Here is a 24,106-nt window from a genome sequence, read left to right on the forward strand (position 1 = left end):
TTTAAGAAACAAGGTGATTACATCTTTACTGTTTTAAACAATTTACTTGGATTAAAATTTGTTGAGTAATTGATTGTGGATTCAAATCAGTTTGTGTAGTTCTATAATTATGTGGGAGGAATTATTATGAAAACATTTCCTTGGTATTACTCCACTGCATTTATTGCTATTCTATTTGCATGTTGGTGGTTTTATGGATTACCACTAGTAGTAGGGATAATCCTATTAATATTACGAAAGAAAAAAGAAAAAGATTTACAAATGAAGTGGGAAGAAAGTGGTTTTGAAAGCCTTGATGATGTAAAAATAAAATTTAATGAAGCTACTAATCAACTAGAGGACGTTACTAATACATTAAAAAGTAAAAGTGAAGAATTAAACAAACTAAACAATAATATTTCCCAAAAAGGAGAACTCGTAGAAAAAGTTCTGAATTTCGAAAATACAATCGTTGATTATCAAAATCAAATTACAGCATTGACTAGTGAGCTTTCTGAGTTAGCAGAAACGAAAAAGCATTTTATTGAAGAGAACGAAAAAGTATTACTCCTTAAAGACGAAGCTGTGAAAACAGAGAAACAGCTAATTAAGCAACAAAATTTGATTGGAAAATATAAGGTGGAGATTGTTGGTATAAAGCAACTCATTGAAAATTTCCCAAATGCCATCAATTACTCTTATATCGAAGAACATTTACAGGAACTTGATAATCAACTAGAAGTTGGCTACTTAAATACAATTGTTGAATTAGACCTTCATCACAAAGCGTCAAAAGAACTAAGAAAAGAAATGAATGCAAATAACAAAGATATTAAGAAATTACTTAAAGGTTATCAGACTCGGTACACATCTAAGGCAAACTTAACAATATATGACCTAATGGTAATTGGATTGCAAGCAGAATTACAAAACATATTATACACCCTAAGTTATACAAACCTAGACATTGCATTAGAAAAATCTGAAGCACTAATTGAAAAGTATTTAACGATTTGTGGAAATGGGAATGCTTCAATCCTCTCTACTATAACTAGATTTTTAACAGAGTTAGAACCTTTATTTAGAAATGCCATCCAAATTGAATATAAATATTATATTCAAAAGGAAAAGGAAAAAGAAGAACAGAAACTTATAAAAGAACAAATTCGTCAAGAAGCTGAAGAACGCCGCTTACTTGAAATAGAACGTAAGAAAATTGAAAAAGAAGAAGAGAAATATATAATAGAAATAAATAAAAATAAAGAGTTGCTTGAACAAGAAAAAGATCAGGAGAAGGTTTTAGCTTTACAAGAAAGATTGAGAGAATTAGAAGAGCAATTCAATAAAATAGAAGAGCAAAAGGAGGAAATAGTTAAACGTGCAAATGGTAGAGCAGGTTATGTCTATGTTATTTCCAACCTCGGTTCATTTGGAGAAAAATTATTTAAAATTGGTATGACTAGAAGATTAAACCCATTAGATAGAGTAGATGAATTGGGTGACGCATCAGTCCCATTTAAGTTTGATATCCATGCGATGGTATTTAGTGATAACGCAGTAGAGCTCGAACAAAGACTTCATAACCACTTAGAAAAAAAACGGGTAAATAAAATTAATTTAAGAAAAGAATTCTTTAACGTTGATGTATTTGAATTACAAGAAATTGTTCAAGAAATAGATCCAACAGTTGAGTTTACAACTACGATGAAAGCGGAAGAGTATCGCCAAAGTCAAAGTTTAGAAAATGTTGAACCAGAATACATCGGTTGAATTACCCTCTAATCTTTAATAATGAAAGTTTATTTAGACAGTAAAGGAACTCTTGCTTCTTTCGTTTTGATAATCAAAAGAGGCAACGGAATCGTCGGTGACTGCAGTAAAGTAGAGGTGAATTGTTAAAGTACAACTAGATGAGGGGGAATCTAGTATATTTATACGAAAAGGTGGCTGATAGATAGTGGTTCTAAGAAAGAAAAGGTTAGGTTATTGGTTATGTTTGGTGTTATCTTTCTTTGTATTATCTGGCTGTAATGGTCAAAAAAGTGATAATAATTATTATTTATTACTGATGGGTGAAAGTGAAAACTGGAATCTATCAGGTTATGAAATTGTTATAACACCAGAGGAATTTAAAGCAGGATATGGGACTTTAAATATGAAAAACGAGAATGAGTATATAACAGATTCCTTCCACTTTGTTACTTATGTAGTTATAAATGATGAAGATACAGTAGTTCATTCTGGTTCAGAGACTGGTGAGATGAACATAGCAGAAAAGACAACTGGTGCTATTGAAGGTAAAACATACCTAAATGAAAACGGTGACTCTATAAAACTTAACGAAATAAGTGAAATTTATGTAGTAGTTGAATGGTGGGATATAGGTAAGAGTGAAAGTGTTAAAGAAAGAATAGATTTATATAACAAAGATAGCAAAGAACAAACCTTTTTAAATGAATAAGTATAGGAATAAACCTTTAGAATTAACAGCGCAAAAATAAAGAGATTTTTAACTATATATCAAAGAAAGCGCTCTTATGTACAGGACACAGGCTTTAGGTTCCAAGGACGTTCGAAATTACTTAAAAGCACCTTTTAACTTATGTTTATTATGTGCTTTTTTCATTTTAAACCATCCTTACATATTCAGCCCGAATCTCCAAAAAAGACAGACTATTCGTAGTATTGTATAATTAGAAAAGAATGAGAGCGATATGAGTAGTACTTTAATAAATGAAGATTGATAGTGTACTCATATTAATCTATCCATTAAAACACTAATAAAGGGGATATGCAGAATGAATCTTGTTACCTTAAATAACGGTGTCAAAATGCCTCAGCTTGGATATGGTGTGTGGCAGGTGCCTGATGATCAAGCGATAGCATCAGTTGCGAAAGCGATTGAAGTTGGATACACATCTATTGATACTGCGATGATTTATAAAAATGAAGTAGGGGTAGGAAAAGCGATTAAAGAAGCGAATGTACCTCGTGAAGAGTTGTTCATTACGACGAAAGTTTGGAATAGTGATCAAGGCTATGAAAATACATTACTTGCATTTGATGCTAGCTTGGAGAGATTAGGTCTTGATTATATCGATCTTTATTTAATTCACTGGCCAACTCCTCAATTCGATCAGTATGTTGATACATATAAAGCATTAGAAAAGCTTTATCATGATGGCAAAGTGAAAGCGATTGGTGTGTGTAACTTCGAAATAGAGCATTTAGAACGCCTTCTTCAGGAATGTGAGGTTGTTCCTGTTTTAAACCAGGTTGAGTGTCATCCATATTTAGCTCAAAATGAGTTAAAGGAGTTTTGTGCAAAGCATAATATTTTTGTAGAAGCATGGAGTCCCTTAGATCAAGGCGGAGAAGTTCTCCAAGACGAAGTGATTCAAAAAATCGCGGCATCGCACGGTAAAACTCCTGCACAGGTTGTTCTGCGCTGGCATTTACAAAATAATACGATTGTCATTCCTAAGTCTGTTACTGCATCAAGAATAGAAGAGAATTTCCAAGTGTTTGACTTTGAACTTTCGGAAGATGAAATTCAAGAAATTAATCAACTAAATCGCAACAGACGTAAAGGTTCACATCCGAACGATATGAATGTGAGGTAAGGAGAAAAAGTGGGTTTTGGGAGCAGAGTTCTCCCCCCCACTTTTTTTATTTTAGGGGACAGGTTAATCTAACTAATCTATAAAAATGAGAAACTAATCACTTTTTCAGACGTACATATACATGTAGGCTTTCAACTCTGTATCCACATGAGGGAGGTAATGATGATTCGAACAAAATCATTGTTTACAATCTTACTAGGTTTAGTGAGTAGTATGTTTTTTCTTGCAGCTTGTAGTAATAGTAGTGATAGTAATATGAGTGAAAATAACGAAGAGAGTAATCCCCCTGTTGTTGAGGAAACTAAAGTAGACCCGTATGAGGAACTTGTGAACGTAAAGAACGAGGAAATAGGGTTAACTCCAATAGAACTAACATCCTATAGCGAGCAGATCGGTGTTACTTTATCGAATCCTATCTATAATAAATTTGCCGTAAATGGCCAAGTGGTTATCGAAGGAGCAATTGAAAAATTCGCTGAGTTGAAATCAGATTATGCGTGGATTAAAGTACATGCATTTGAAGAAGGTCCGGCAGGTAATCAGCATGAATATTATACGCCAATCGTAAATGGGGAATTTACACAAGCAATCCACTTTTTTAATGGAGAAGGGGAATATCGGATAACTGTACAACTACCGAGTGTGGACCGGGAAAATTATTATTATGACACCGCTACATTTGAAGTGGTGAATGTCAATCCTGAATTAAAGCGTGATGTAAGCTACACCCCCTTTGGTCATCAGGCAGAGCTTTCCATTTCATTAGATTCAAGCTTTGTGAAGGAGGAGGGAGTATTTTCCTTACAAGGAAGCGTAAATTTAACGAATGAAGATACCGTAATGCTTCGACTTAATAAAGACTCGGAATCTTGGAAGCATGTTATCTCGGTAAAGGATGGTCAATTTTCTTATGATGTCCCATTGTTTTTCGGAGAGGGGATACACGAGCTAGAAGTGCTAGTTCCAGATAAGAAACGTGATAATTATTTTCAAACGGCTACGGTTATTTTAGTAGAAAACGAGTCTGATCTGGTCATGAAACCAATTACATTTTATAACACCTATTTGGAGCGAGGTGTAACATTAGCTTCTCCAACTTTTGGTGGAGAAGAAGTGGATGAAACCTACCGTATTAGCGGGACGATTGACCCGTCAGCTGAATTCGCAGCAGAGACGACACATCTATATGTTACGACAAAATTAGGGGATGATGAAGCATTAGAGGTCATTCCTGTAGAAAATTATTCCTTTGATGGCTCATTCCATCTCCGGTTTGGACCTGGTACCTATACAGTGAATGTTAGTGTTCCAGAAATAAAAGAGAAAAACAGTAATCAGTTCCGCTATTTTCACTTTGTTGAATTCGAGGTTGATTCCAAAGCTATTGTGGATAAACGAAATATATTACCTTCAAGAGGAATTCAATCAGAGGCACCAGAGATTATTCAATTAGCGGAAGAAATAACAAAAGGGATTGATTCTGAGCGCGACAAAGCAAAGGCTGTCTACGAATATGTCGCAAAAAATGTTTCGTATGATGTAGAAAAGTTCAAAACATATGATTTTCATTGGGACGATAGTGCGCTTAAAACCCTAGAATTAAAGACCGGTGTATGTCAGGACTATGCATACTTAGCAATAGCGCTATTTCGATCAATCGACATGGAAGCTAGATTTGTCGAGGGATACACGCGAGAAAAACACGCATGGGTAGAGGTAAGTGTGAATGGAGATTGGCTTACTATGGATCCTACATGGGGAGCTGGGTATGTGCAAGGGGATGAATTTGTAGCACAATATCGCGATGATTATTTTGATCCAAATCAAGAGGAGTTTGAAAAGACACATTCGCGGACTGGAGTAGTTTATTAGCGCATTTTGGTTGTATTGTACATTCACTCATTTTGCAGAAATTATGAAACTATTACCTAATTTTTTCTGTCTATTAATTAATATTACTTACATGGAGGTATGAATAATGTACGAATATAAATTTGTGAAAATTGAACTTTCTCAATGGAACAGTAAACCAAAAGAAGATTATCAAGATATCATCACCAACCATGCGAAGGATGGTTGGCGATTTATCCAAATATTCGCACCAGCTACCAGAGGATATGGTTCTGCTGCATATTTTGAAATCATTTTTGAAAGACCTATCACTTAAGGGTATCGGGGACAAGTTTCATGACCCACCATATTTTGGTGGGTCGAGAAAGAAATCTGTCCTACATTATTGCTCAATTTTTTCATAATCCAGATAAAAAACTATTCCCTCATTGATAAGATATTCTTCGACACGTTCTCCATCAAGTGTATCAATTTTTCGAGTTTCTACTAAATTGTCCATGAGTGTTTGTTTTTCTTCTTCTGGCAATGTATCTATCTCATCTTTTAACCAAGTGGAATGCATATAATAACATTTCCACTCAATAGAATTGTTATTATTCAACCAGCTAGGAAGTTTTAGGTGATCCTCACATTTAAGGAATCTGTTTTTATACGCTTCTATTTGCTCATCTATTGATAGGATAAGTTCAGAATCAAATATATCGACCGTATTAATATGCAATCTTAAATAATAGGAGCTTAATTGAGCATCAGCTTGTTCTTTCCAAGCATGGAAAGTATCAATGAATGTTGTAACGATATCTGCTTTATACCATAAAGGAATATTATCGATCTCAGGATAATTAAATAATTTTTGATACTCTACCTTATTATCTTTTAAAAAATCCCTGTCAAAAGCAACATGCTCTTTTTTAAATGCTTCTAATTGTCTTACTCTTCTTTTCCAACCTCTAATTTTTTTCAAATTTACTTGCACCTCTATTCCTACTTTTAAAAAAGTCTTAAAGCTTTATTTTTCTTCCCTTGACGGCTCCTTTATACATTTCCCCTGTTAAAGGATCCATGCTACCTAAATGTTTGCCATTATGATCATATACTTCAATATCATTATGAGTGTTGTCCCATTCATAATATCTTTTCTTCTTCCCACTTCCACTTGTCTTGGTTTTACCTCTGAATGTACTGAAACGCTTCCAAACGGGGCTGTCCGCTTTGGTCATATTTTTAGCTATAGCTCTTAATGTAGTTTTTCCAAAATGCTGAACAGCTTTTTGAACACCCCATCTTGCTAAAAATGCTACAACAATAGGAACAGCAGGTAAAACTGAAGCTGTTATCTCTGTTGTATCGTAAACATAGTCTTTTCCAGTTTCTCTATCATGGAATAAAGCTACGAATTTATCATCATTACTTTCAAATACAGTTACATCAAAATTAACATTGGTTTCTTTGCCCTCCGAATCAAGAACAGAACCAAAAACTCGAATATCTTCTGTTTCAATAGTTAATTTTACATCAACTTTTGCTTCAAAGTCACTTGTAGTTAGTTGACTTTCTACAACAATTTCTTCAGAGGTATCTTTAGTGATTTCCAATTTTAATTCTTCTTCGATGTTAACATCCGGTTCATGTTCTATTGAATTATCTATCCTATGTATATCAGTTTCTGGCAAAGACTCCGCCTTATTTAGACTAGGTAAAGTACTTAAAACTAAAGTGAAAACTAGTAGATTAATAAGTAATTTTTTCATTGTGAACCACTCCCACCATATTTCAATAATCCATTTCCATACTTTATATGTTCTTCTTTAGTTCCTATATAAGTAGCTGACTGTTTAAACTTTTGAATAATTTCTTCTGAGCTATAAGTTTCTTGTCTATGAGACAAAGTGGCTGCGATAACTCCTGTTAGATACGGTGTCGAAAAGGATGTTCCTTCAAATAGGTCATATGAACCATTATTTGAAGTAGAAAGGATATTACGACCTGGAGCTACAAAATCAATTTTACCTTTAGCAGAGGTACTAATCCGATTTAAATCCTCATCAATGGAAGAGACTGATAAAACATTTTCATATTTAGCAGGGTAATCTACACTTAACCCAAAAGTATTTCCTGCAGCTGCCACAACAATAATTCCTTTGGATACAGCTTCTTTTATTGCTTCTTCTAACAATTCATTATTAGACTGAACACCAAAACTGATATTAAGAATGTCAACTTCCTCTTTAATACTCCAGTTTATCCCTGCTATTAAATCTTCTATATTGCCTTTGCCTTCCTCATTTAAGACCTTAACATCGTAGATTTCGACATTTTGTGTTATTCCAACAATGCCAATAGCATTATTGTTAGCAGTAATAATACCTGCGACTGCTGTTCCATGACCTAAATCATCATGTACTCCATCTTGAGGATTAATAGTATTATATTTTTTGTAAACTTTCCCTAACAGATCTTCATGATTATCATTGATACCACTATCTAGAATAGCTACTTTAATTTTTTTTCCTTTTTCGGTGTCAATCCCGACTAAATGTTGACCCCAAGGGGTAATTTGTCCATTTAAGTCATTTAATTTTAGTGAATCATTTTCATACGCTTTGTTCTTATCTTTTGTATGCTCTAGTAAGTAAAAGAAAAGGCAAGAAAAGAACACAATTATTATCGTTCCCATTGTTATTTTTTTTCTCATAATCTCAAATTAACTTTTGTTTAACCTCCTCTCCATTAACATTGGTTGTTAGGGGATTTATTTATTGTATAAAATCACATTAAATGGAAGCTTAACCAAACCTTAAATAAACCTTAAATTGCAAATCGAGCGAGCGTTTTCATGATAAAATATGATGATATTCTTTTTAAACGGGGACTGAGGAGTAAGATGATGACCAAGCTGATCTATATTGCAGAAGATGATAAAGAAATAAATCAATTGCTTGCACTCCATTTAAGAAATGAGGGCTATCAGGTCGAACAGACTTATTGTGGGAAGGAAGTTCTGAAGAAGTTCCAAGAGAAAGTGCCAGGGTTACTTATTTTGGATCTTATGATGCCAGGTGTCGATGGCTTACAGGTCATACAAACGGTGAGGGAATATTCCAAGGTTCCTATCCTGCTTCTTACGGCAAGGGGAACCGATGCTGACAAAGTATTGGGATTTGGTTTGGGAGCGGATGATTATGTCGTGAAGCCTTTTAGCATAATCGAGCTGCTTTCCAGAGTGCATGCACTGATTCGCCGGTACAGTGATTACGGGAAAGAAGAGGAAGAGAAAATTATTCGGAATGGAGAGCTCGAGTTCCATCCGATCAACCAAGTTATCACTAAAAATGGAGTTGCCCTTTTGTTAAAGCCAAAAGAGACACAGCTTCTATCCATCTTCATGAAAAATGTAAACCGTTTGTACACAAAAGCCCAATTATATGAGCTTGTCTGGAATACCGATTATCTTGGAGACAGTAATACCATCATGGTTCACATTAGCAGAATCAGGGAGCAAATTGAGCCAAATCCTAAAACACCTACCTATATCAAAACGATTAAGGGGTTGGGCTATAGGATGGAACGACATGAACAGTAGAAGATTGTTTTTCCTTCCTCAGAAGAAGCCCATTTCCATCAAGAAACAATTTTTTGTTAACTACACTCTATTATTTATTATCCTCCTATTATTAGGTATCGTCACATTAATCGCCAATACGATATATGTCGAATCCGTGTATGAGGATTTGGACCAGGAATACTTAAAAGAGCTTTATGAAGATGTACAGGTTTTAGGGATGAAGAAAGCTTTTCAAAAAAATGCCCTACCGGAACGTTCTTATCTCGAATATGTGAGTAATGACTATACGGTACTAGATCAATACAATAGCCCGCATGAAGTAGGCTATCATTATGGATTACATGAATTCTTAAGGGAAACGAACCACTATGATGCGGATCTCTATATACCGGAAGGAGATCCGAATTATCTGCTATTATACTTTCCTGTAGAAAGCTATTTTAAATTGGATGATATTTTCCTATTTACTGTCCTCTTTTTCATGATCTGTTTATTGTTTATCTTACGATGGTATGTGAAAAGAACCTCCACTCAGATCATTCAGCCGATTGATAGACTGCTAACAGGTGTTCATCATATTTCACAAGGAAATTATGCTACAAAGATACAATTTCAAGCAAATAAAGAATTTAATCAACTGAAAAATGATATTAATAGCATGGCTTCTAAAATAGGAGAGGAAATTGCACTGAAGGAGCGCTCTGAATCCTTAAGAAAGCAATTGATTCTGGATATTTCTCATGATTTGAAAACGCCATTGACTAACATACAAGGATATGCGGAAACATTATGTAAATTCCCAGCACTTATACAAGAGGAGCGTCAAAAATATTCCTCGATTATTATGGAAAATAGTACAAGAGCAAACCGACTCATACAGGATCTATTCGAGTTATCACAGCTGGAAATGCAGCCGAATAAGGTTTTCTTGGTGGATTGTAACCTGACTGAAGTAATCAGGACGATTTTTTCTACTTATGTCGACGAGTTGGAGGCAAAAGGTATTTGCTATGATGTTGATATCCCGGACAATATGATAACGGTGAAACTAAATGCTCATTTATTCGAAAGGGTAATTACAAATATGCTCCAAAACTGTATAACCTATGGTGATAAACACGTCACTTTGTCGTTAAGAGGAGAAAAGAATAAGGCAATTCTTACTATAGAAGATAACGGAAAAGGCATTCCGATAGACTATCATAGGAAAGTTTTCGAACCATTTATACGAGTGGATGAGTCGCGAAATATGCAAACAGGTGGAACCGGACTTGGCCTGGCAATCGTCCAAAAAATAATTGCTCAGCACAACGGAACCATTTCTATAGATTCTTCCTACACAGAGGGCTGTCGCTTTGTGATTGTATTGCCGTTAAGTGGGGATGGAGGGAAGCTGGTGGAATCTGTATTGTAAGCTATCAATATATTTGGCTATGGTTTTGGAAAGAGGTGTCAATCCTCCGCATAGTAGAGGGTTGATACCTCTCTTTTTCATTTACAACGTAACAGTGTTATGTTACATTGTTATTAGTTAATATGAAATTTGGAGGGTTATTTATTGGAAGAGAACTTAATTTCTAAAAAAGACCTTTTAGAGATAGCGGATATATCGTATGGGCAGCTATACCGTTGGAAAAGAAAGAACTTGATTCCAGAAGACTGGTTTGTTCGCAAATCAACGTTTACCGGACAAGAAACGTTTTTTCCTAAGGGGCAAATTCTAGAAAGAATAAATAAAATTAAACAACTGAAAGATGACCTCTCATTAGATGCTTTAGCAGAAATGTTTTCATCTAGGCCAAAAGAAGATATCAGCTTATCTAAAAAGGATTTACTAGAACGTAACATTGTTTCGGTATTGGTGTTTTCTTTAGTGGCAGAACCTTTTAAGCCAGAGCAAGCATTATCTTTTCATACGATTTTGTTTCTGTATCTCCTGCATAAAATGTTAGAACAAGGGGATGTCAGCTTGGAAGAAGGTAGGTTAATGTATCATTTATTAGAGGAACATTATGAGAAGCTGGAGCAAAAAAAGGGGGAATTATTGCTTGTGAGGAAAATGGGAGTGCCTTTTGCTCTTTTATTAGAAAATCCTAAATCGCTTTACTTAGATGATCAGGTAAAAGTTGTTGTACAGCTGAATATTGGAGCTGTGGTAGAGGATTTAAAAAATACATTGATTGTAGGAGGGTGAAGTCGATGGCTCAAAAAAAAGCAGAGAAGCTACGGATTTTCGGTGATGGTACATACCCAGGTGGCCAATACAGTAAGGTTAAAATAATAGGGCAAGGAAGAGTGAATGGGGATATTGAAAGTGAGAATATCAAAATTCTAGGTGATAGTATATTTGAGGGAAAGGTAGTAGTGGATTCCTTTCAATTGGTAGGTAATGGAATTGTAAATAGTGATATGTCAGGTAAATCATATTGGGTACTGGGGAATCTTGATATTTCAACTAATTTGATAGGTGAGCATTGCCGCATTCGAGGTTGGGTAAATGCAAACGGAAATATTGAAATGGAAAGGCTCGATGTAAAAGGTGGACTAAAGGTAAAGGGATTAGTTAATGCTGAGGAATTTAAATTAAAGCTTCACCAAGCGACGAGTCAGGTGCAAGAAATCGGAGGTAAAAATATAAGGGTGAAAAGCAACTGGTTACATTTTTTTGGTGGAAAAAACAGGCTAGTTGCAGACATAATTGAGGGAGATACGATTTACCTTGAGCATACCACTGCTAAGATTGTAAGAGGGAAAGACATTATTCTTGGGCCACAGTGTGAAATTGAAGTCGTTGAATATAAAGTTAGCTATAAGCAAGATAAAAACGCAACAGTTCATCATGTAAATAGATTATAAGGGGGAGTTTGTAATGGCTGATAACGATTTAATTTTAAATGGAAGCGGAACGGTTACAGGCGGTTCCTTTCAACGAGTGAGTATTAATGGAAGTGGAACAATAACTAGCGATGTGGAGTGTCAAGTTTTCGAATGTAATGGTTCAGGAAGAGTAAAGGGAGACGTTATGGCGCAAAGTTGCTCCATTGCAGGAGGAGCAAAAATCGAAGGGGACATCCATGCTAAGGAAGTGAAAGTTCATGGATCTTCTACTATTGAAGGGAAGCTTCTGTTTCTTAACCTAGAAGTTCGAGGATCAACGAAGGTGAAGAAGGGGCTAAAAGGTGAAAGCGTTTCTGTCGAAGGGTCAATCAAGGTGAACGGAGACTTTGAAGCTGAAACGGCTGATTTTGATGGTTCCTTTGAAATAAATGGGCTATTGAATGCAGATAGGATTGATATTGGCATGCATGGAAGATGCTATGCGCAAGAAATTGGTGGAGAAACAATTAAAGTAAAGAAAAAAAGTGGCATGCTCTTAGATAAACTTATCAAAGCTTTTAATAGAGAATTACACTGCGAGTTGATTGAAGGTGATACGATTCAGCTAGAATATACTACTGCGAAAATAGTAAGAGGAACTAACGTGTATATTGGACCAGGCTGTGAAATAGATCTAATTGAATATAAGAATGACCTAAAAATTGATAATAGTGCGAAGGTGAAAGAGAGCAAGAAAGTGGAATGATAGGTTTTGGGGAAAGGTTCTGTATCTACTAGGTACAGAACCTTTCCTTCACTTCACCAGCCGAGGTTTTACTGCAATTTGAATGGAAATCACTCTCGTTTTAAAATAAGTAAATAAATAACTTCCTAAAATGACAATACAACTCCCGACCGCTTGGATCCAAGTAAGTTGTTCTCCCAAAAGGAAGAATGCTAGGATGACGGTGAAAATAGGGTTAAAATTAAGGAATAACCCCGAAGTTGTTGCCCCTAATTTTTGTACTCCGATATTCCAAAGTACCATACAAACTACAGTAGATATAACGCCTGTATAGGCAAGAGCCCCAATGAAAGAAGCGTTGATATTAGATATCTTTAAATCAGTGGCATTGAAGGGTAGGAGAAAGAGTAGACCAAATATCCCAGAATATAAAATTGCCATCATTGGTGATGTACTGGATGATACCCATTTGCTACAGACGGAGTAGATCCCCCAAATACATACGGCTGCTAGCATCCAGAGGTCCCCGGTGTTAAATTGAAAAGAAAGTAAGTAGTGAATGTTTCCCTTTGATAAAACAAGGATGACACCAAATAGGGAAAATACCATCGAAAGAATTTGTAACGAATTGATTTTTTCCTTAAGAAATATGTATGAAAAAACCGCAATTGAGACGGTAATGAGTGTTGAAATAAGTCCGATATTCGTGGCGGTTGTTTTTTCTAATGCTAGAAATTGTAATACATTAAATAGTGCAGCTCCTGTAATCCCCATTATGATCAGGGGAAAGAGCGCTTTTTTTTGTGGTACAAGCTTTTTTTCTTTCCACCATACGATTGGAAAAAGACAAACGACGGCTATAGCCCAACGTATGATTGTTAAGGTCATAGGTGAAGCGTGATCAACGAGCTGTTTTCCCACGATAAAATTTCCCGCCCATAGGAAACTAGTTAAAAGTAGTAATAATTGATACTTGTACGCCATAGCCGGTCTTCCTCTCTTCATCTGATAGAATAATTTTAACATTTATCTCACTATTACTATCGTTTTTATTTTATAATTGAAATATATCGAAATAATCGAAAGTGAACTTATGTTTTTGGTAAAATTAATTCAGTTTATGAAGAAAAAACGCTTTAGCGTCAGAATAAAATAAAGGAGGGAAAGTGAATGGAGTCACTTGTAAGTAAAGTACTCGATGAGATCGACCTACATATTCTAGATATTTTACAAAAAGAAGGACAAGTAAATAATTCGGAGATTGCCAAGCGGGTAAAGTTATCCCCGCCTGCCACACATGCGCGGATAAAAAGATTGGAAGCAGAGGGGTATATTGATAAACGTGTTTCCATTTTAAACCAAGAGAAGCTAGGGTTTGATTTGTTGTCATTTGTCTTTATTAGTACAAATATTCATCAAGCAGAGCAGCTAGAAGTTTTGGAGAGTGAACTTGAATCCATGCCAGAGGTGTTAGAGGTACACCTATTAACGGGGGAGCATGATTATTTGTTAAAGGTGATGAACAGGGATAGAAAGGAACTAGAGAAGTTCATCCGAAAATTAAATAAGCTTGGGATAACGAGAATTCAGACGAGTTTGTCTTTGCGGGAGATTAAGTTTTCTACTGAATTACCTTTAGAGGGTCTGTCCCCTGGTACTGTAAAACATTAAAGTATTTGAAAGAATTGGGTTGCAAAGAGGGGAGTTCCACGATAATTAAATTCTTTTCCGTATTAAAGTTGAAACTTCTGATCTGCTTGCTTTACTATTAATCTATAAGTTTAATTATCAATAATTAGGGGTGTAATGAGATGAAAGCAATAATTCATGCAGAAAAGCTAGGCTTAGAAGGAGTTTCAGTAGGAGAGATGGACGTACCTAATCCGGCAGCAGGTGAGGTAAGAGTCAAATTGAAAACTGCTGGGCTTAATCATCGCGATCTTTTTATACCTAATCGTCATCAGCCGTCAGAAGGAGTATTAGTCCTTGGTTCAGATGGTGCTGGGATCATTGACCAAGTGGGAGAGGGAGTTAAAAACGTCCGAGTTGGGGATGAAGTGATTGTTAATCCAGGTCTTGGTTGGAAAGAAAACACGCCTGCACCACCAGCTGGCTTTGAAATAGTCGGTTTTCCTTTTAACGGAACGTTTGCAGAATACATTGTAATAGGAGCAGAGAACGTTGTGTCGAAGCCAAGTCACCTAAATTGGGAAGAGGCAGGTGTCCTTTCATTAGCGGCACTAACTGCATACAGAGCCCTTTTTACTAGAGGAAAAGTAGAAGCTGGTATGAAGGTGTTTATTCCTGGAATTGGAAGTGGGGTGGCGACATTCCTTTTGCAATTTGCTAAAGCTGTCGGAGCTGAAGTATATGTATCGTCCCGCTCTGAAATAAAGAGACAAAAAGCGCTTGAGCTTGGAGCTGATAAGGCAATCGATAGTAACGGAGATTGGGATCAAGCTTTGAACGGAGAAAAAATGGACCTTGTCATAGAATGTGTAGGAGCGGCAACATTCAATAAATCACTCGCACAATTAAAAGCTGGTGGCACCATCGTTACATTCGGAGCATCTGCTGGGGATGTAGTCGAATTCGACTTACGAACTTTCTTTTACGGACAATATAATCTATTAGGCTCAACAATGGGAAGTGGGGAAGAGTATAAAGAAATGCTCAACTTTATTACTACCCACAACATTAAGCCGGTCATGGATGAGATGTATACATTGGATCAATTTGAAGGTGCCTTCGAGCGAATGGAGAAAGCAGAGCAGTTAGGGAAGATTGGGTTTGTGATGGAGTAAGAATAGAGCCTGTCCCTTGATGATATAAAGTACTAAAGTTTTCTCGGGGGATAGAATGATAGAAATAAAGAAAGGAAGGGTAGTTTATGCTATCCTTCCTTTCTTGGTGGAAACCGCATTAAAATAATGTGAGGTGAGTGTTCTTTGGTAGTGCAAAATATAGATGGGATCGATTATGAACTAGAGGAACCTTATGATATGTCCTTTCTCTCAAAATACGGAAGAGTATTTCAGGTGTTTGATAAGCAAGACTCGGGTTGCATATGTTTTGGTGTACAAAACAAAGACGAAAAATTATTTGTGAAATTTGCGGGTGCTAAACCAGTCCAATATAAGGGAACTCGAGAGGATGCTATTCTAGTATTGAAATCTACTTGTAAGGTATATGGAGACCTGCGACATAGCAATTTAGTATCCTTTATTAATGGTGAGGATATTGGAAATGGTTATGCAACTTTCTTTAGATGGACAGATGCGGAATGTATGGGGAAACAATATAATTCAAGATTCAAATTCTTTGAATTATCGATTGAAGAAAGAATACATATGTTTGAAGATATTTTGGCATTTCATAAATTTGTTTCAGAACAGGGCTATGTTGGCATAGATTTCTATGATGGGAGTATCATGTATGATTTTGCTAACCAAAATACAATAATCTGTGATATTGATTCCTATTCAAAAATGCCATATATAAATTCTATGGGAAGAATGTGGGGATCATCAAGGTTCATGTCACCTGAAGAATTTGAAAAAGGTTCAGTTATCGACGAGGTTACTAATGTGTATTTAATGGGAGCAACAGCCTTTGTATTATTGGGAGATGCCGAAGATAAAACTCTTCAAAATTGGGAGGCGGACAACTCCCTATTTGCTGTTGCAGCAAAAGCAGTAGGCAAAGATAGAGCGGAGCGTTTTCAATCGATAGATGAATTTATTGTTGCCTGGAATGGTGCAAAAACGAGATAATTCCAGAAGCATAGCGTAAGGACAACAAAGAAGATAGAAATTTCTATTTGATTGAATTATTATCATATTTTTAAAAAATAGTTTGAGTAAAGTGAAATGTTTTGAAATAATTGATAATAATACCAATATTGTAAATGTAAAAGTGTTAGAAGAATAGATTAGTTGAAATAAAGTGTAGGTGGTGTTTTTAAAAGATGGGATTGTTTTTCCAAAAGATGAAAAAAAAAAGTTCGAAATCCATGATGGTGGTTAGACTTTTCGTTATCTTTATAATGGTGATTTTATTGGCAACGGGAATCATCAAAGGTTTTGATTCTATTTTCTTTGGATTATTTTTTATTATATCAGGGATAGGATCCATAATAGATGGAACCGAAAATTATTTTCATAGAGAAAACAAACGTGTCTATCTAGTTAATTACGGATTAGCCTTTGTATGCTTTGTTGCATCATTTACATTTTTTGAATTAATTTAAATAAATGTATCTAAATTTTAAAAAAAAGATGACAAAATCAAGAAAGAGGTACAGTATGACATTCCCTATTTTAGAAACGGAAAGATTAATTCTTCGCCAAGTGAAAGCAGTTGATGCCGGAAGTTTATTAACCTATCTTTCTGATCCAGATGTTATGAAGCACGTAGGGTTACTGCCATTCGAGTCTATCGAGGATGCACTCGGGGAAATATCCTGGTACGACTCTATCTATAAAGAGAAAACAGGAATCAGATGGGGGATCACCCTAAAAGATGAGGGGGAAGTCATCGGTAGCTGTGGGTTTCTTAAAATGGCTTCTCAACATTTTCGTGCAGAAATCGGAACAGAACTTAGCAAAGAGTATTGGGGACAAGGCATTGCCAGTGAAGCATTAGAGGCAGTGATTCAATATGGTTTCAATAGCTTGGATCTACAAAGAATAGAAGGACTGATTGAACCTGCGAATCTCTCATCACAAAAGCTGTTCGAAAAACATGGCTTTCTACGAGAGGGACTACTAAGGAAGTATGAATTTACGTGTGGCAAATTTGACGATTTGTATTTATATTCATTATTGAAAGAAGAGTTTCCAAGATTGTAAGTAACTGTTAAAAAGGAGGGGATGCAATGGTAGATTTTATGGATGATTTGGCAGGTGCTTTTTATGATTGCTTTAAGTTCATTTTAACAGGTATTTGTTATTTATTAGCCGGAATGTTAATAGTAGGAGTTCCTCTATATTTGATAGTAATTATAATTGGGAAAATTTCGTCATAAATAGGTATGGTTTAGGGTTTGGTTTTCAGATAATAGTAATAACCAAGTTGTCTTTTAATGGCTGTTTTCGAATACTTTGTTGCTTATCGTAAATAGAATCAACCCATTATTATCGTTGCAATCGTGCTCTGTTCCATCATGTAATCGAGGGTTTTTCTTCTATTTTCTAAGCAAGGTGACGGTAAAAAGTCCCAATGCCGACTTTTTACCAGCTTAAAACAACAATCTTTACGAAAAGAGCCTTTTTAATTAATAAAACTAAGGTTATGACTATACCTGGATACTATAACCCCTCCCCATTTTTTAGATGCTAATTTTGCTTGATAGTTTTAATATCACTGTATTAAACCGTTTCGTATTACCAAGAATTATTCCTCCTAAAATAAGAACAACTCCTGACCATTGTAATAGACTTATATCTTCTGCTAAGACAATTGCTGACATGATTATTGCGATTGGGAGTTCAGAAGCCGTTAGTATCGTTCCGAGTCCTGGCCCAACATGTGGCATTCCAATCGAAAAGAATAACGGTGGCAATACTACGCCGAATATACCGAGAATCAATCCATATGGCGCCACACCTGCTAAGGTCGGTAAATCGAAAAGAAAGACGGGAGGAAATAATAAAAATGTAACAATCATGCTCCCAGTTGCCAAAAGTGCACTTTTTTGTATAGCGGGAACCTGTTTACCGACTATGCTACTGAGAAAGATAAAGATGGAAAAAGTAAAAGCAGAGAGTATTCCCCAAAAAGCCCCTTGCCAAGATATAGATTTTATACTTTCTGCAAAAAGCCCTGCTGCTAAAATAGATCCTGAAAGAAGAATCACCATAGAAAGAACCTTGCCTGATGATGGTTTCTTTTTATAAAAAATCCATTCAATTAATGAGCCAATCCAGATAAATTGAAATAAAAAAATAATGGCCAAAGATGCATCAAGTGTTTGTAAAGATTGATAATAAAGCAATCCTGTTAATCCCATCGGTATTCCAGCTAAAATGATTTTAACAGTTTGAATCAAATTAGTTCTTGTTTTTTTGACGAAAATAGTTACCAGCCAAATTATCACTGTTCCAAACAACACTTGACTCCCAGTTACCTCGACCATGGAAAAACCTGCTGAATAGGCAAGCTTCACAAATGTAGATAATATCCCAAGACAGCAGCCACCAATAAATACAAGAAATGCATAATGCCAAGTTTTCATAATAAATCCCCACTTTCATTTTATTTTAAAAAATACAAAAAGCCACACGACTGTCATTAGACAATCGTGTGGCGAAAATAGAGTTACCTCTAGAAAAATCCACATTTAACAAAGATTTTATTATTGAATTGAATTTCCAAAATGAATTATAACGGAAAAAGTAGTTAATTACAATAGTTAAAAGTAGCCTATTACCACGAATGGATTTATCCTCAATAGAACAATTTAATAAGTAAAGATAGCCCTTTATCAATAAGTAGTTCAGCTTTAGAGTACCAATCGTAACACACCCTAAAAACAAATTACTTTATTATCTCTATTAAATCCGTAAATTTTCGCGATATATTTCTCCTTTTGTAAGAAAAAACCATAAATTGTGGTATTATTTAAGTAGAAGTTATTTAACTATTTTGTAGGAAAATGACGGAGGGTGAAGTGGTTGTCTAATAATGTTATCATTCTACTGATTATACTTGCACTATTATTTGCACCGATTATTTTTATTGTAGTAAAAGATTGGTTGGGACTTAATAGTAATAAGTTCTATGGAGATGAACTGAATAAAAAGACGAAAAATTCAAAAACAACTAAGTTTGATGAGCAAGAAAAAAGTTCATTTTTGACCGAACTTTTTCGTAATCGATAGGAAAAGAGGGGTGTGAAACTTATTAGAGTTTAACATCCCTTTTTGTATGTGTTTTAAATTTTTGTTCCTCTAAAGTAAACTATTTATTTTTTCAGGAATGTCAATAAGTTATATAGACTAAAAATTGGAGGATGAACACTGATGAAGGGGAAAATTGAATTAGCCGACATTTTACTTTGTAAACAAAATGGTTTCACTCCTTTAGTGATAATGATGTGTGGTGTAGCCGGATCCGGAAAGACGACATTTGCTCAGCGATTAGAAAAGGAAGGTTTTGTTCGACTATCTATTGACGAAGAAATTTGGGCAAGTAATGGTCGTTATGGGATTGATTACCCAGAAGAAAAGTATGAGAAATACAAGGAAGATGCAGAAGTGAAATTACGTCAGCAATTAGTTGAATTAATCCAAGATAAACAACAGGTAGTAATTGATTTCAGTTTTTGGCAACGTTCTAGAAGAAATGAGTATAAACAACTTATTGAAGAGGCTGGCGGTGAGTGGAAACTGATTTATCTAAAAGTTAATGCTAATGAATTACGTGAACGACTTCAAATAAGGAGTCAACGCTTTGATGCAAATGCAGCTTTTCCTATAACAGAAGAAATTTTAACTGCTTTTCTTCTTGGCTTTGAAGTTCCCACAGATGAAGGAGAAATAGTAATTGAATAATAGACGACTAGTCTTTTGAAAGAAATTTTTAGTATTTTATGATAAAAGCTACAGGGATCTCTCGGGATTTTTTCACTTGATTTTTGGAGAATGAGAAAGCGTATAATAATATAAATATGTTGATAATAATTAAATGTTTATTGATAAACGATAAATTCGGATGTATAATTCAATTATGAATTAATATAGAGGAGAGTTTACAATGAAGAATAAATATTTATTGGCATCTACACCCATATTATTAGGAGTTATTTGTCTCGTTATTAAAGGCATGATCGGTTCAAGTGTGGAACCAGATGGCACTTTACAAGAAGCGTTCTTTTTAATTCCATTAGCATATTTATTTGTTTTTATAGGGATGATTTTAATAATGAGCGTGGCAATTCTCTCGTTTTATAAAAAGAGAGTTAACTAGCTTTAAAAGGGATAGGTTTCGTGACACATCATATTTTCTTGGATTAACCAACCTATCCTCCCATTATGTTTCTCATTTAAATAAAATATTTACAGAATATTAAAAAACTACGTTGACATACTTTGAAATTTAGGTTAAGTTATGTATTAATTAAATTGTATCAAATGATTAATATACATATTGCCGATTGGAAAACCAAAGGCCCTACGTCATATAAAAAGACTTAGGGTCTTATTTTTTACCCTAAATACCTAGTAAATCAATAGGGATTATGTAATTAAATAAATAGAGAAAGGGTGTTGAATACTTAAGATGAAGTATAGTTATATCTCCCATTTAGAATGTCCTAAATGTAGGAAGGAGTTTTCCTACAAACTTGTTCAGCAACTTTGTGTTTGTGGCTCCCCATTACTTGTACAGTATGATCTAGATAATCTTACTAAAGATTTAACAAAAGAAGATTTAAAGAAAAGAACGAATACTCTCTGGAGATATCATGAGTTATTACCTGTCGTGGAGGAGGATAATATCCTCACGTTAAAAGAAGGAATGACTCCATTACTACCATTAAAGGGAATAGGCGAAGTTCTTCAACTTCCCAGTCTTCTATTAAAGGATGAGGGGTTAATCCCATCTGGATCTTTTAAGGCTAGGGGAGCAGCAGTTGGTGTTTCTAAGGCGAAAGAGTTAGGTGTAAAAGAGTTGGCGATGCCTACTAATGGCAATGCCGGAGCTGCGTGGTCTCTCTATTGTGCAAAGGCTGGAATTAAAGCTCATATTGTGATGCCCCTTGATGCGCCGGATATAACACGAAAAGAGGTGAGTATCTCAGGAGCAGCACTATACTTAGTTAATGGGTTGATTAGTGATGCAGGGAAAATTACTGCAAAAATGGTAAAGGATAATGATTATTATGATGCATCTACTTTAAAGGAGCCTTATCGGATCGAAGGGAAAAAAACAATGGGCTATGAAATAGTAGAGCAGCTTGATTGGGAGGTTCCAGATGTCATTTTGTATCCTACAGGTGGTGGTGTAGGACTTATCGGAATATATAAAGCTTTATTGGAGCTGCAAAGTCTCGGCTGGATTGACAAGCAGCTTCCTCGGCTGGTCGCTGTACAGGCAGAGGGCTGTGCACCAATTGTGAAAGCATTTAACGAGGGAAAAGAAGAATCAGAATTCTGGTCAAACTCTACAACAAAGGCATTTGGGATTAACGTACCAAAGGCACTAGGAGATTTCCTTGTATTACATGGTATTTATGAAACGAATGGATGTGCAGTGGCTGTATCGGAAGTAGAAATAGAGCAGGCACAAAAGCTGACGGCAGAAAAGGAAGGGTTATATATCTGTCCAGAAGGCGCAGCGACTATCGCTGCAGCAAAAATATTGCGTGAATCGAACTGGCTAGAAGAAGATGAAACAGTAGTATGTTTAAATACAGGTGTAGGAATTAAATACCCTGAAACAGTGGAAGTTACTGCAACTTATCTAGATAAAGAATCATTTACGTATTGAAACCAACAATAGAAAACATTCATTGATGTGCTGATCAGAAAAACTGAAGGCCGCCGCTTAGATTTTAAGCAGCGGCTTTTTGTATAACTTTAAAAACAAAAAGGAGATGTTTTGATGAGAAGAAAATCATTTTTGGGACTTATTGTAGGAATAATACTGGTGTTACTTATCACTGCTTGCAGCCAAGATACAACTTCTGGGAAACAAAATGAAGCAAGCGCTCAGTCTAAAGAGTCTATTGAACTATTAAATGTTTCCTATGATCCTACCCGTGAACTCTATCAAGAATTTAATGAAGAATTTGCAAAGCATTGGGAGGAAGAAACTGGTCAAAAAGTGACGATTCAACAGTCACATGGGGGTTCAGGGAAACAAGCTCGCTCCGTAATTGATGGTCTCGAAGCGGATGTCGTGACGTTAGCGCTGGCATATGACATCGATGAAATTGGTAATAAACGTGGCATTCTCTCTGAAGATTGGCAGACAAAGCTAGAGGATAACTCTACTCCATATACCTCTACTATTGTCTTTCTAGTTAGAAAAGGAAATCCAAAAGGAATTAAAGATTGGGATGACCTTATAAGAGAGGACGTATCGGTAATTACGCCAAATCCCAAAACCTCTGGTGGAGCAAGGTGGAACTATCTAGCTGCTTGGGCTTATGCAGCGAAAAAATTTAATGGGGACGAGGAGCAAACTAAAGGATTTGTGAAGGACTTATATCAAAATGTAGAAGTACTTGATTCAGGGGCGCGTGACTCTACGAATACGTTTGTACAGCGAGGGATAGGAGATGTTCTTATCGCTTGGGAGAATGAAGCCTACTTAGCTATTCATGAGCTTGGGAAGGATAACTTTGAACTTGTAAATCCTTCTATCAGCATTCTTGCTGAACCTCCAGTTGCAGTGGTAGATAAAATAGTGGAAAAGAAAGGAACCGCAGAAGTGGCGGAGGCGTATTTAAAGTATTTATATACGGAAAAAGGACAGGAAATTGCAGCAAAGAATTATTACAGACCACGTAATACTGAAGTGTTAAAGAAGTATGCAGACCAATTTGCAGAAATTGAATTTGTGACAGTAGATGAGGAGTTTGGAGGTTGGCAAAAAGCCCAAGAAACGCATTTTAACGATGGAGGTACCTTTGACCAAATCTATCTACAATAACGAGGAAAGGCTTCAGGTGATGAAATGCAGAAAGCGAATAAAGTAGTTTTTAAAAAACATAGGGTGTTACCTGGATTTGGATTAACGATGGGCTATACCATGTTGTATCTTAGTATTCTTGTATTATTACCTTTATCCATGATTTTCTTCTATACGGCAAAAATGGGCTGGACGGAGTTTCTGGATACAGTATTAGATCCACGAGTAGTGGCCTCTTATAAACTTAGCTTTGGGGCTTCGATTACGGCAGCTTTCGTTAACGTAGTGTTTGGAGTATTGCTAGCATGGGTGTTAGTTCGATATCAATTTCCTGGGAAAAAAATTATTGATGGTTTAGTAGATTTGCCTTTTGCACTACCGACTGCTGTTGCTGGGATTGCGTTAACAACGGTTTATGCACCAAATGGATGGATTGGTAGTTTATTAGGTTTTAAGGTTGCTTTCACACCACTTGGAGTGGTTATTGCTCTAACCTTTATTGGTCTCCCTTTTGTAGTTCGGATGGTTCAACCTGTCTTGCAGAATCTAGAAAAAGAGGTGGAGGAAGCTTCCTCCTCTCTAGGAGCTAGCAGATGGCAGAATTTCCGGAAAATTATTTTTCCGGAGTTGTTGCCTGCAGCTCTTGCAGGATTCACACTTGCCTTTGCTAGATCTTTAGGGGAATACGGATCTGTGGTATTTATTGCGGGTAATATGCCAATGAAAACAGAAATTACCCCGCTACTGATTTTAACGAAGCTTGAGCAGTATGACTATACCGGTGCTACCGCAATTGCGTCGGTAATGTTGGCAGCATCCTTCGTACTTTTACTAGTTATTAATTTTATTCAATGGTGGACGAACAGAAAATTCATCCATGCTTCATAAGGA

At 35.8% G+C, this 24,106-nt stretch carries 27 protein-coding genes; 22 read left to right on the forward strand and 5 right to left on the reverse strand.

The window, feature by feature from the left end:
• Nucleotides 1-126 precede the first annotated feature (126 nt).
• The 5 genes from BK580_RS09155 (at nt 127) to BK580_RS09175 (ending at nt 5,769) form a co-directional block, all read left to right on the forward strand.
• Entirely contained in the window at nt 127-1,749 is a 1,623-nt protein-coding gene (locus BK580_RS09155; protein ID WP_235864019.1) for a GIY-YIG nuclease family protein, read from the forward strand.
• A 187-nt stretch (nt 1,750-1,936) separates the two neighbouring features.
• The gene (locus BK580_RS09160) at nt 1,937-2,440 is read left to right on the forward strand and encodes a hypothetical protein (protein ID WP_078380031.1); all 504 of its coding nucleotides are present in this window, start codon (nt 1,937-1,939) and stop codon (nt 2,438-2,440) included.
• A 337-nt stretch (nt 2,441-2,777) separates the two neighbouring features.
• On the forward strand, nt 2,778-3,602 hold the full coding sequence (locus BK580_RS09165) for an aldo/keto reductase (RefSeq protein WP_078380032.1): 825 nt from the start codon (nt 2,778-2,780) through the stop codon (nt 3,600-3,602).
• 159 nt (nt 3,603-3,761) lie between these two features.
• Nucleotides 3,762-5,474 carry a transglutaminase domain-containing protein gene (locus BK580_RS09170; RefSeq protein ID WP_235864020.1) on the forward strand — a complete coding sequence of 571 codons (1,713 nt, stop codon included), beginning with the start codon at nt 3,762-3,764 and terminating at the stop codon, nt 5,472-5,474.
• 106 nt (nt 5,475-5,580) lie between these two features.
• A complete protein-coding gene (locus BK580_RS09175; RefSeq protein WP_078380034.1) occupies nt 5,581-5,769 on the forward strand; it encodes a DUF4177 domain-containing protein in 189 nt (62 codons plus the stop codon).
• 66 nt (nt 5,770-5,835) lie between these two features.
• On the opposite strand, the gene BK580_RS09180 is transcribed toward BK580_RS09175, so the two are convergent.
• From BK580_RS09180 to BK580_RS09190, 3 genes are read right to left on the reverse strand one after another with little or no spacing between them, the layout of a single operon-like run.
• A complete protein-coding gene (locus BK580_RS09180) occupies nt 5,836-6,417 on the reverse strand; it encodes a hypothetical protein (protein WP_078380035.1) in 582 nt (193 codons plus the stop codon).
• Nucleotides 6,418-6,454: 37 nt separating this feature from the next.
• A complete protein-coding gene (locus tag BK580_RS09185) occupies nt 6,455-7,204 on the reverse strand; it encodes an SAR2788 family putative toxin (RefSeq protein ID WP_078380036.1) in 750 nt (249 codons plus the stop codon).
• Nucleotides 7,201-8,130: a S8 family peptidase gene (locus tag BK580_RS09190; RefSeq protein ID WP_078382703.1), complete on the reverse strand. Its 930-nt coding sequence runs from the start codon at nt 8,128-8,130 to the stop codon at nt 7,201-7,203. Before BK580_RS09190 ends, BK580_RS09185 begins: the two co-directional genes overlap by 4 nt.
• 207 nt (nt 8,131-8,337) lie before the next feature.
• On the opposite strand from BK580_RS09190, the gene BK580_RS09195 reads away from it, so the two are divergent.
• The 5 genes from BK580_RS09195 (at nt 8,338) to BK580_RS09215 (ending at nt 12,601) form a co-directional block, all read left to right on the forward strand.
• Entirely contained in the window at nt 8,338-9,036 is a 699-nt protein-coding gene (locus tag BK580_RS09195) for a response regulator transcription factor (RefSeq protein WP_211279018.1), read from the forward strand.
• The gene (locus BK580_RS09200) at nt 9,026-10,432 is read left to right on the forward strand and encodes a sensor histidine kinase (protein ID WP_078380038.1); all 1,407 of its coding nucleotides are present in this window, start codon (nt 9,026-9,028) and stop codon (nt 10,430-10,432) included. Before BK580_RS09195 ends, BK580_RS09200 begins: the two co-directional genes overlap by 11 nt.
• Before the next feature lie 144 nt (nt 10,433-10,576).
• Entirely contained in the window at nt 10,577-11,212 is a 636-nt protein-coding gene (locus BK580_RS09205) for a YhbD family protein (RefSeq protein WP_078380039.1), read from the forward strand.
• 5 nt (nt 11,213-11,217) lie between these two features.
• Entirely contained in the window at nt 11,218-11,874 is a 657-nt protein-coding gene (locus BK580_RS09210) for a hypothetical protein (RefSeq protein WP_078380040.1), read from the forward strand.
• Complete coding sequence (locus BK580_RS09215) at nt 11,864-12,601, forward strand: polymer-forming cytoskeletal protein (RefSeq protein ID WP_268877452.1); 738 nt, start codon at nt 11,864-11,866, stop codon at nt 12,599-12,601. Before BK580_RS09210 ends, BK580_RS09215 begins: the two co-directional genes overlap by 11 nt.
• Nucleotides 12,602-12,649: 48 nt before the next feature.
• Here the strand turns inward: BK580_RS09215 and BK580_RS09220 are convergent, their stop codons facing one another.
• Nucleotides 12,650-13,564: a DMT family transporter gene (locus BK580_RS09220; protein ID WP_078380042.1), complete on the reverse strand. Its 915-nt coding sequence runs from the start codon at nt 13,562-13,564 to the stop codon at nt 12,650-12,652.
• A 186-nt stretch (nt 13,565-13,750) separates the two neighbouring features.
• On the opposite strand from BK580_RS09220, the gene BK580_RS09225 reads away from it, so the two are divergent.
• From BK580_RS09225 to BK580_RS23550, 6 genes are all read left to right on the forward strand, one after another.
• Complete coding sequence (locus BK580_RS09225) at nt 13,751-14,251, forward strand: Lrp/AsnC family transcriptional regulator (RefSeq protein WP_078380043.1); 501 nt, start codon at nt 13,751-13,753, stop codon at nt 14,249-14,251.
• Between the two features lie 140 nt (nt 14,252-14,391).
• A complete protein-coding gene (locus BK580_RS09230; protein WP_078380044.1) occupies nt 14,392-15,384 on the forward strand; it encodes a zinc-binding dehydrogenase in 993 nt (330 codons plus the stop codon).
• A 198-nt stretch (nt 15,385-15,582) separates the two neighbouring features.
• The gene (locus tag BK580_RS09235) at nt 15,583-16,353 is read left to right on the forward strand and encodes a serine/threonine protein kinase (protein WP_408055258.1); all 771 of its coding nucleotides are present in this window, start codon (nt 15,583-15,585) and stop codon (nt 16,351-16,353) included.
• A gap of 194 nt (nt 16,354-16,547) precedes the next feature.
• Nucleotides 16,548-16,829, forward strand: coding sequence for a hypothetical protein (locus tag BK580_RS09240; RefSeq protein WP_078380046.1), 282 nt, complete (start codon nt 16,548-16,550; stop codon nt 16,827-16,829).
• 55 nt (nt 16,830-16,884) lie between these two features.
• The gene (locus BK580_RS09245; protein WP_139364865.1) at nt 16,885-17,430 is read left to right on the forward strand and encodes a GNAT family N-acetyltransferase; all 546 of its coding nucleotides are present in this window, start codon (nt 16,885-16,887) and stop codon (nt 17,428-17,430) included.
• A gap of 26 nt (nt 17,431-17,456) precedes the next feature.
• The gene (locus BK580_RS23550; protein ID WP_169864900.1) at nt 17,457-17,606 is read left to right on the forward strand and encodes a hypothetical protein; all 150 of its coding nucleotides are present in this window, start codon (nt 17,457-17,459) and stop codon (nt 17,604-17,606) included.
• A 303-nt stretch (nt 17,607-17,909) separates the two neighbouring features.
• Here the strand turns inward: BK580_RS23550 and BK580_RS09250 are convergent, their stop codons facing one another.
• On the reverse strand, nt 17,910-18,815 hold the full coding sequence (locus BK580_RS09250) for an EamA family transporter (RefSeq protein WP_078380047.1): 906 nt from the start codon (nt 18,813-18,815) through the stop codon (nt 17,910-17,912).
• 430 nt (nt 18,816-19,245) lie between these two features.
• On the opposite strand from BK580_RS09250, the gene BK580_RS09255 reads away from it, so the two are divergent.
• The 6 genes from BK580_RS09255 to cysT all read left to right on the forward strand — a co-directional run bounded on the left by BK580_RS09255 (nt 19,246) and on the right by cysT (nt 24,103).
• A complete protein-coding gene (locus tag BK580_RS09255) occupies nt 19,246-19,461 on the forward strand; it encodes a hypothetical protein (RefSeq protein ID WP_139364866.1) in 216 nt (71 codons plus the stop codon).
• Between the two features lie 141 nt (nt 19,462-19,602).
• The gene (locus BK580_RS09260; protein ID WP_078380049.1) at nt 19,603-20,133 is read left to right on the forward strand and encodes a P-loop nucleotide/nucleoside kinase family protein; all 531 of its coding nucleotides are present in this window, start codon (nt 19,603-19,605) and stop codon (nt 20,131-20,133) included.
• A gap of 202 nt (nt 20,134-20,335) precedes the next feature.
• On the forward strand, nt 20,336-20,548 hold the full coding sequence (locus tag BK580_RS09265; protein WP_078380050.1) for a DUF3955 domain-containing protein: 213 nt from the start codon (nt 20,336-20,338) through the stop codon (nt 20,546-20,548).
• Nucleotides 20,549-20,860: 312 nt separating this feature from the next.
• Nucleotides 20,861-22,069 carry a threonine synthase gene (locus BK580_RS09270; protein ID WP_078380051.1) on the forward strand — a complete coding sequence of 403 codons (1,209 nt, stop codon included), beginning with the start codon at nt 20,861-20,863 and terminating at the stop codon, nt 22,067-22,069.
• 114 nt (nt 22,070-22,183) lie between these two features.
• Entirely contained in the window at nt 22,184-23,236 is a 1,053-nt protein-coding gene (locus BK580_RS09275; protein ID WP_078380052.1) for a sulfate ABC transporter substrate-binding protein, read from the forward strand.
• A gap of 24 nt (nt 23,237-23,260) precedes the next feature.
• Nucleotides 23,261-24,103, forward strand: a complete 843-nt coding sequence (cysT, locus tag BK580_RS09280; RefSeq protein WP_078380053.1) for a sulfate ABC transporter permease subunit CysT — start codon at nt 23,261-23,263, stop codon at nt 24,101-24,103.
• Nucleotides 24,104-24,106 lie beyond the last annotated feature (3 nt).

Source organism: Sutcliffiella halmapala, from assembly GCF_002019665.1.
GTDB classification, from domain to species: Bacteria; Bacillota; Bacilli; order Bacillales; family Bacillaceae_I; genus Sutcliffiella_A; species Sutcliffiella_A halmapala.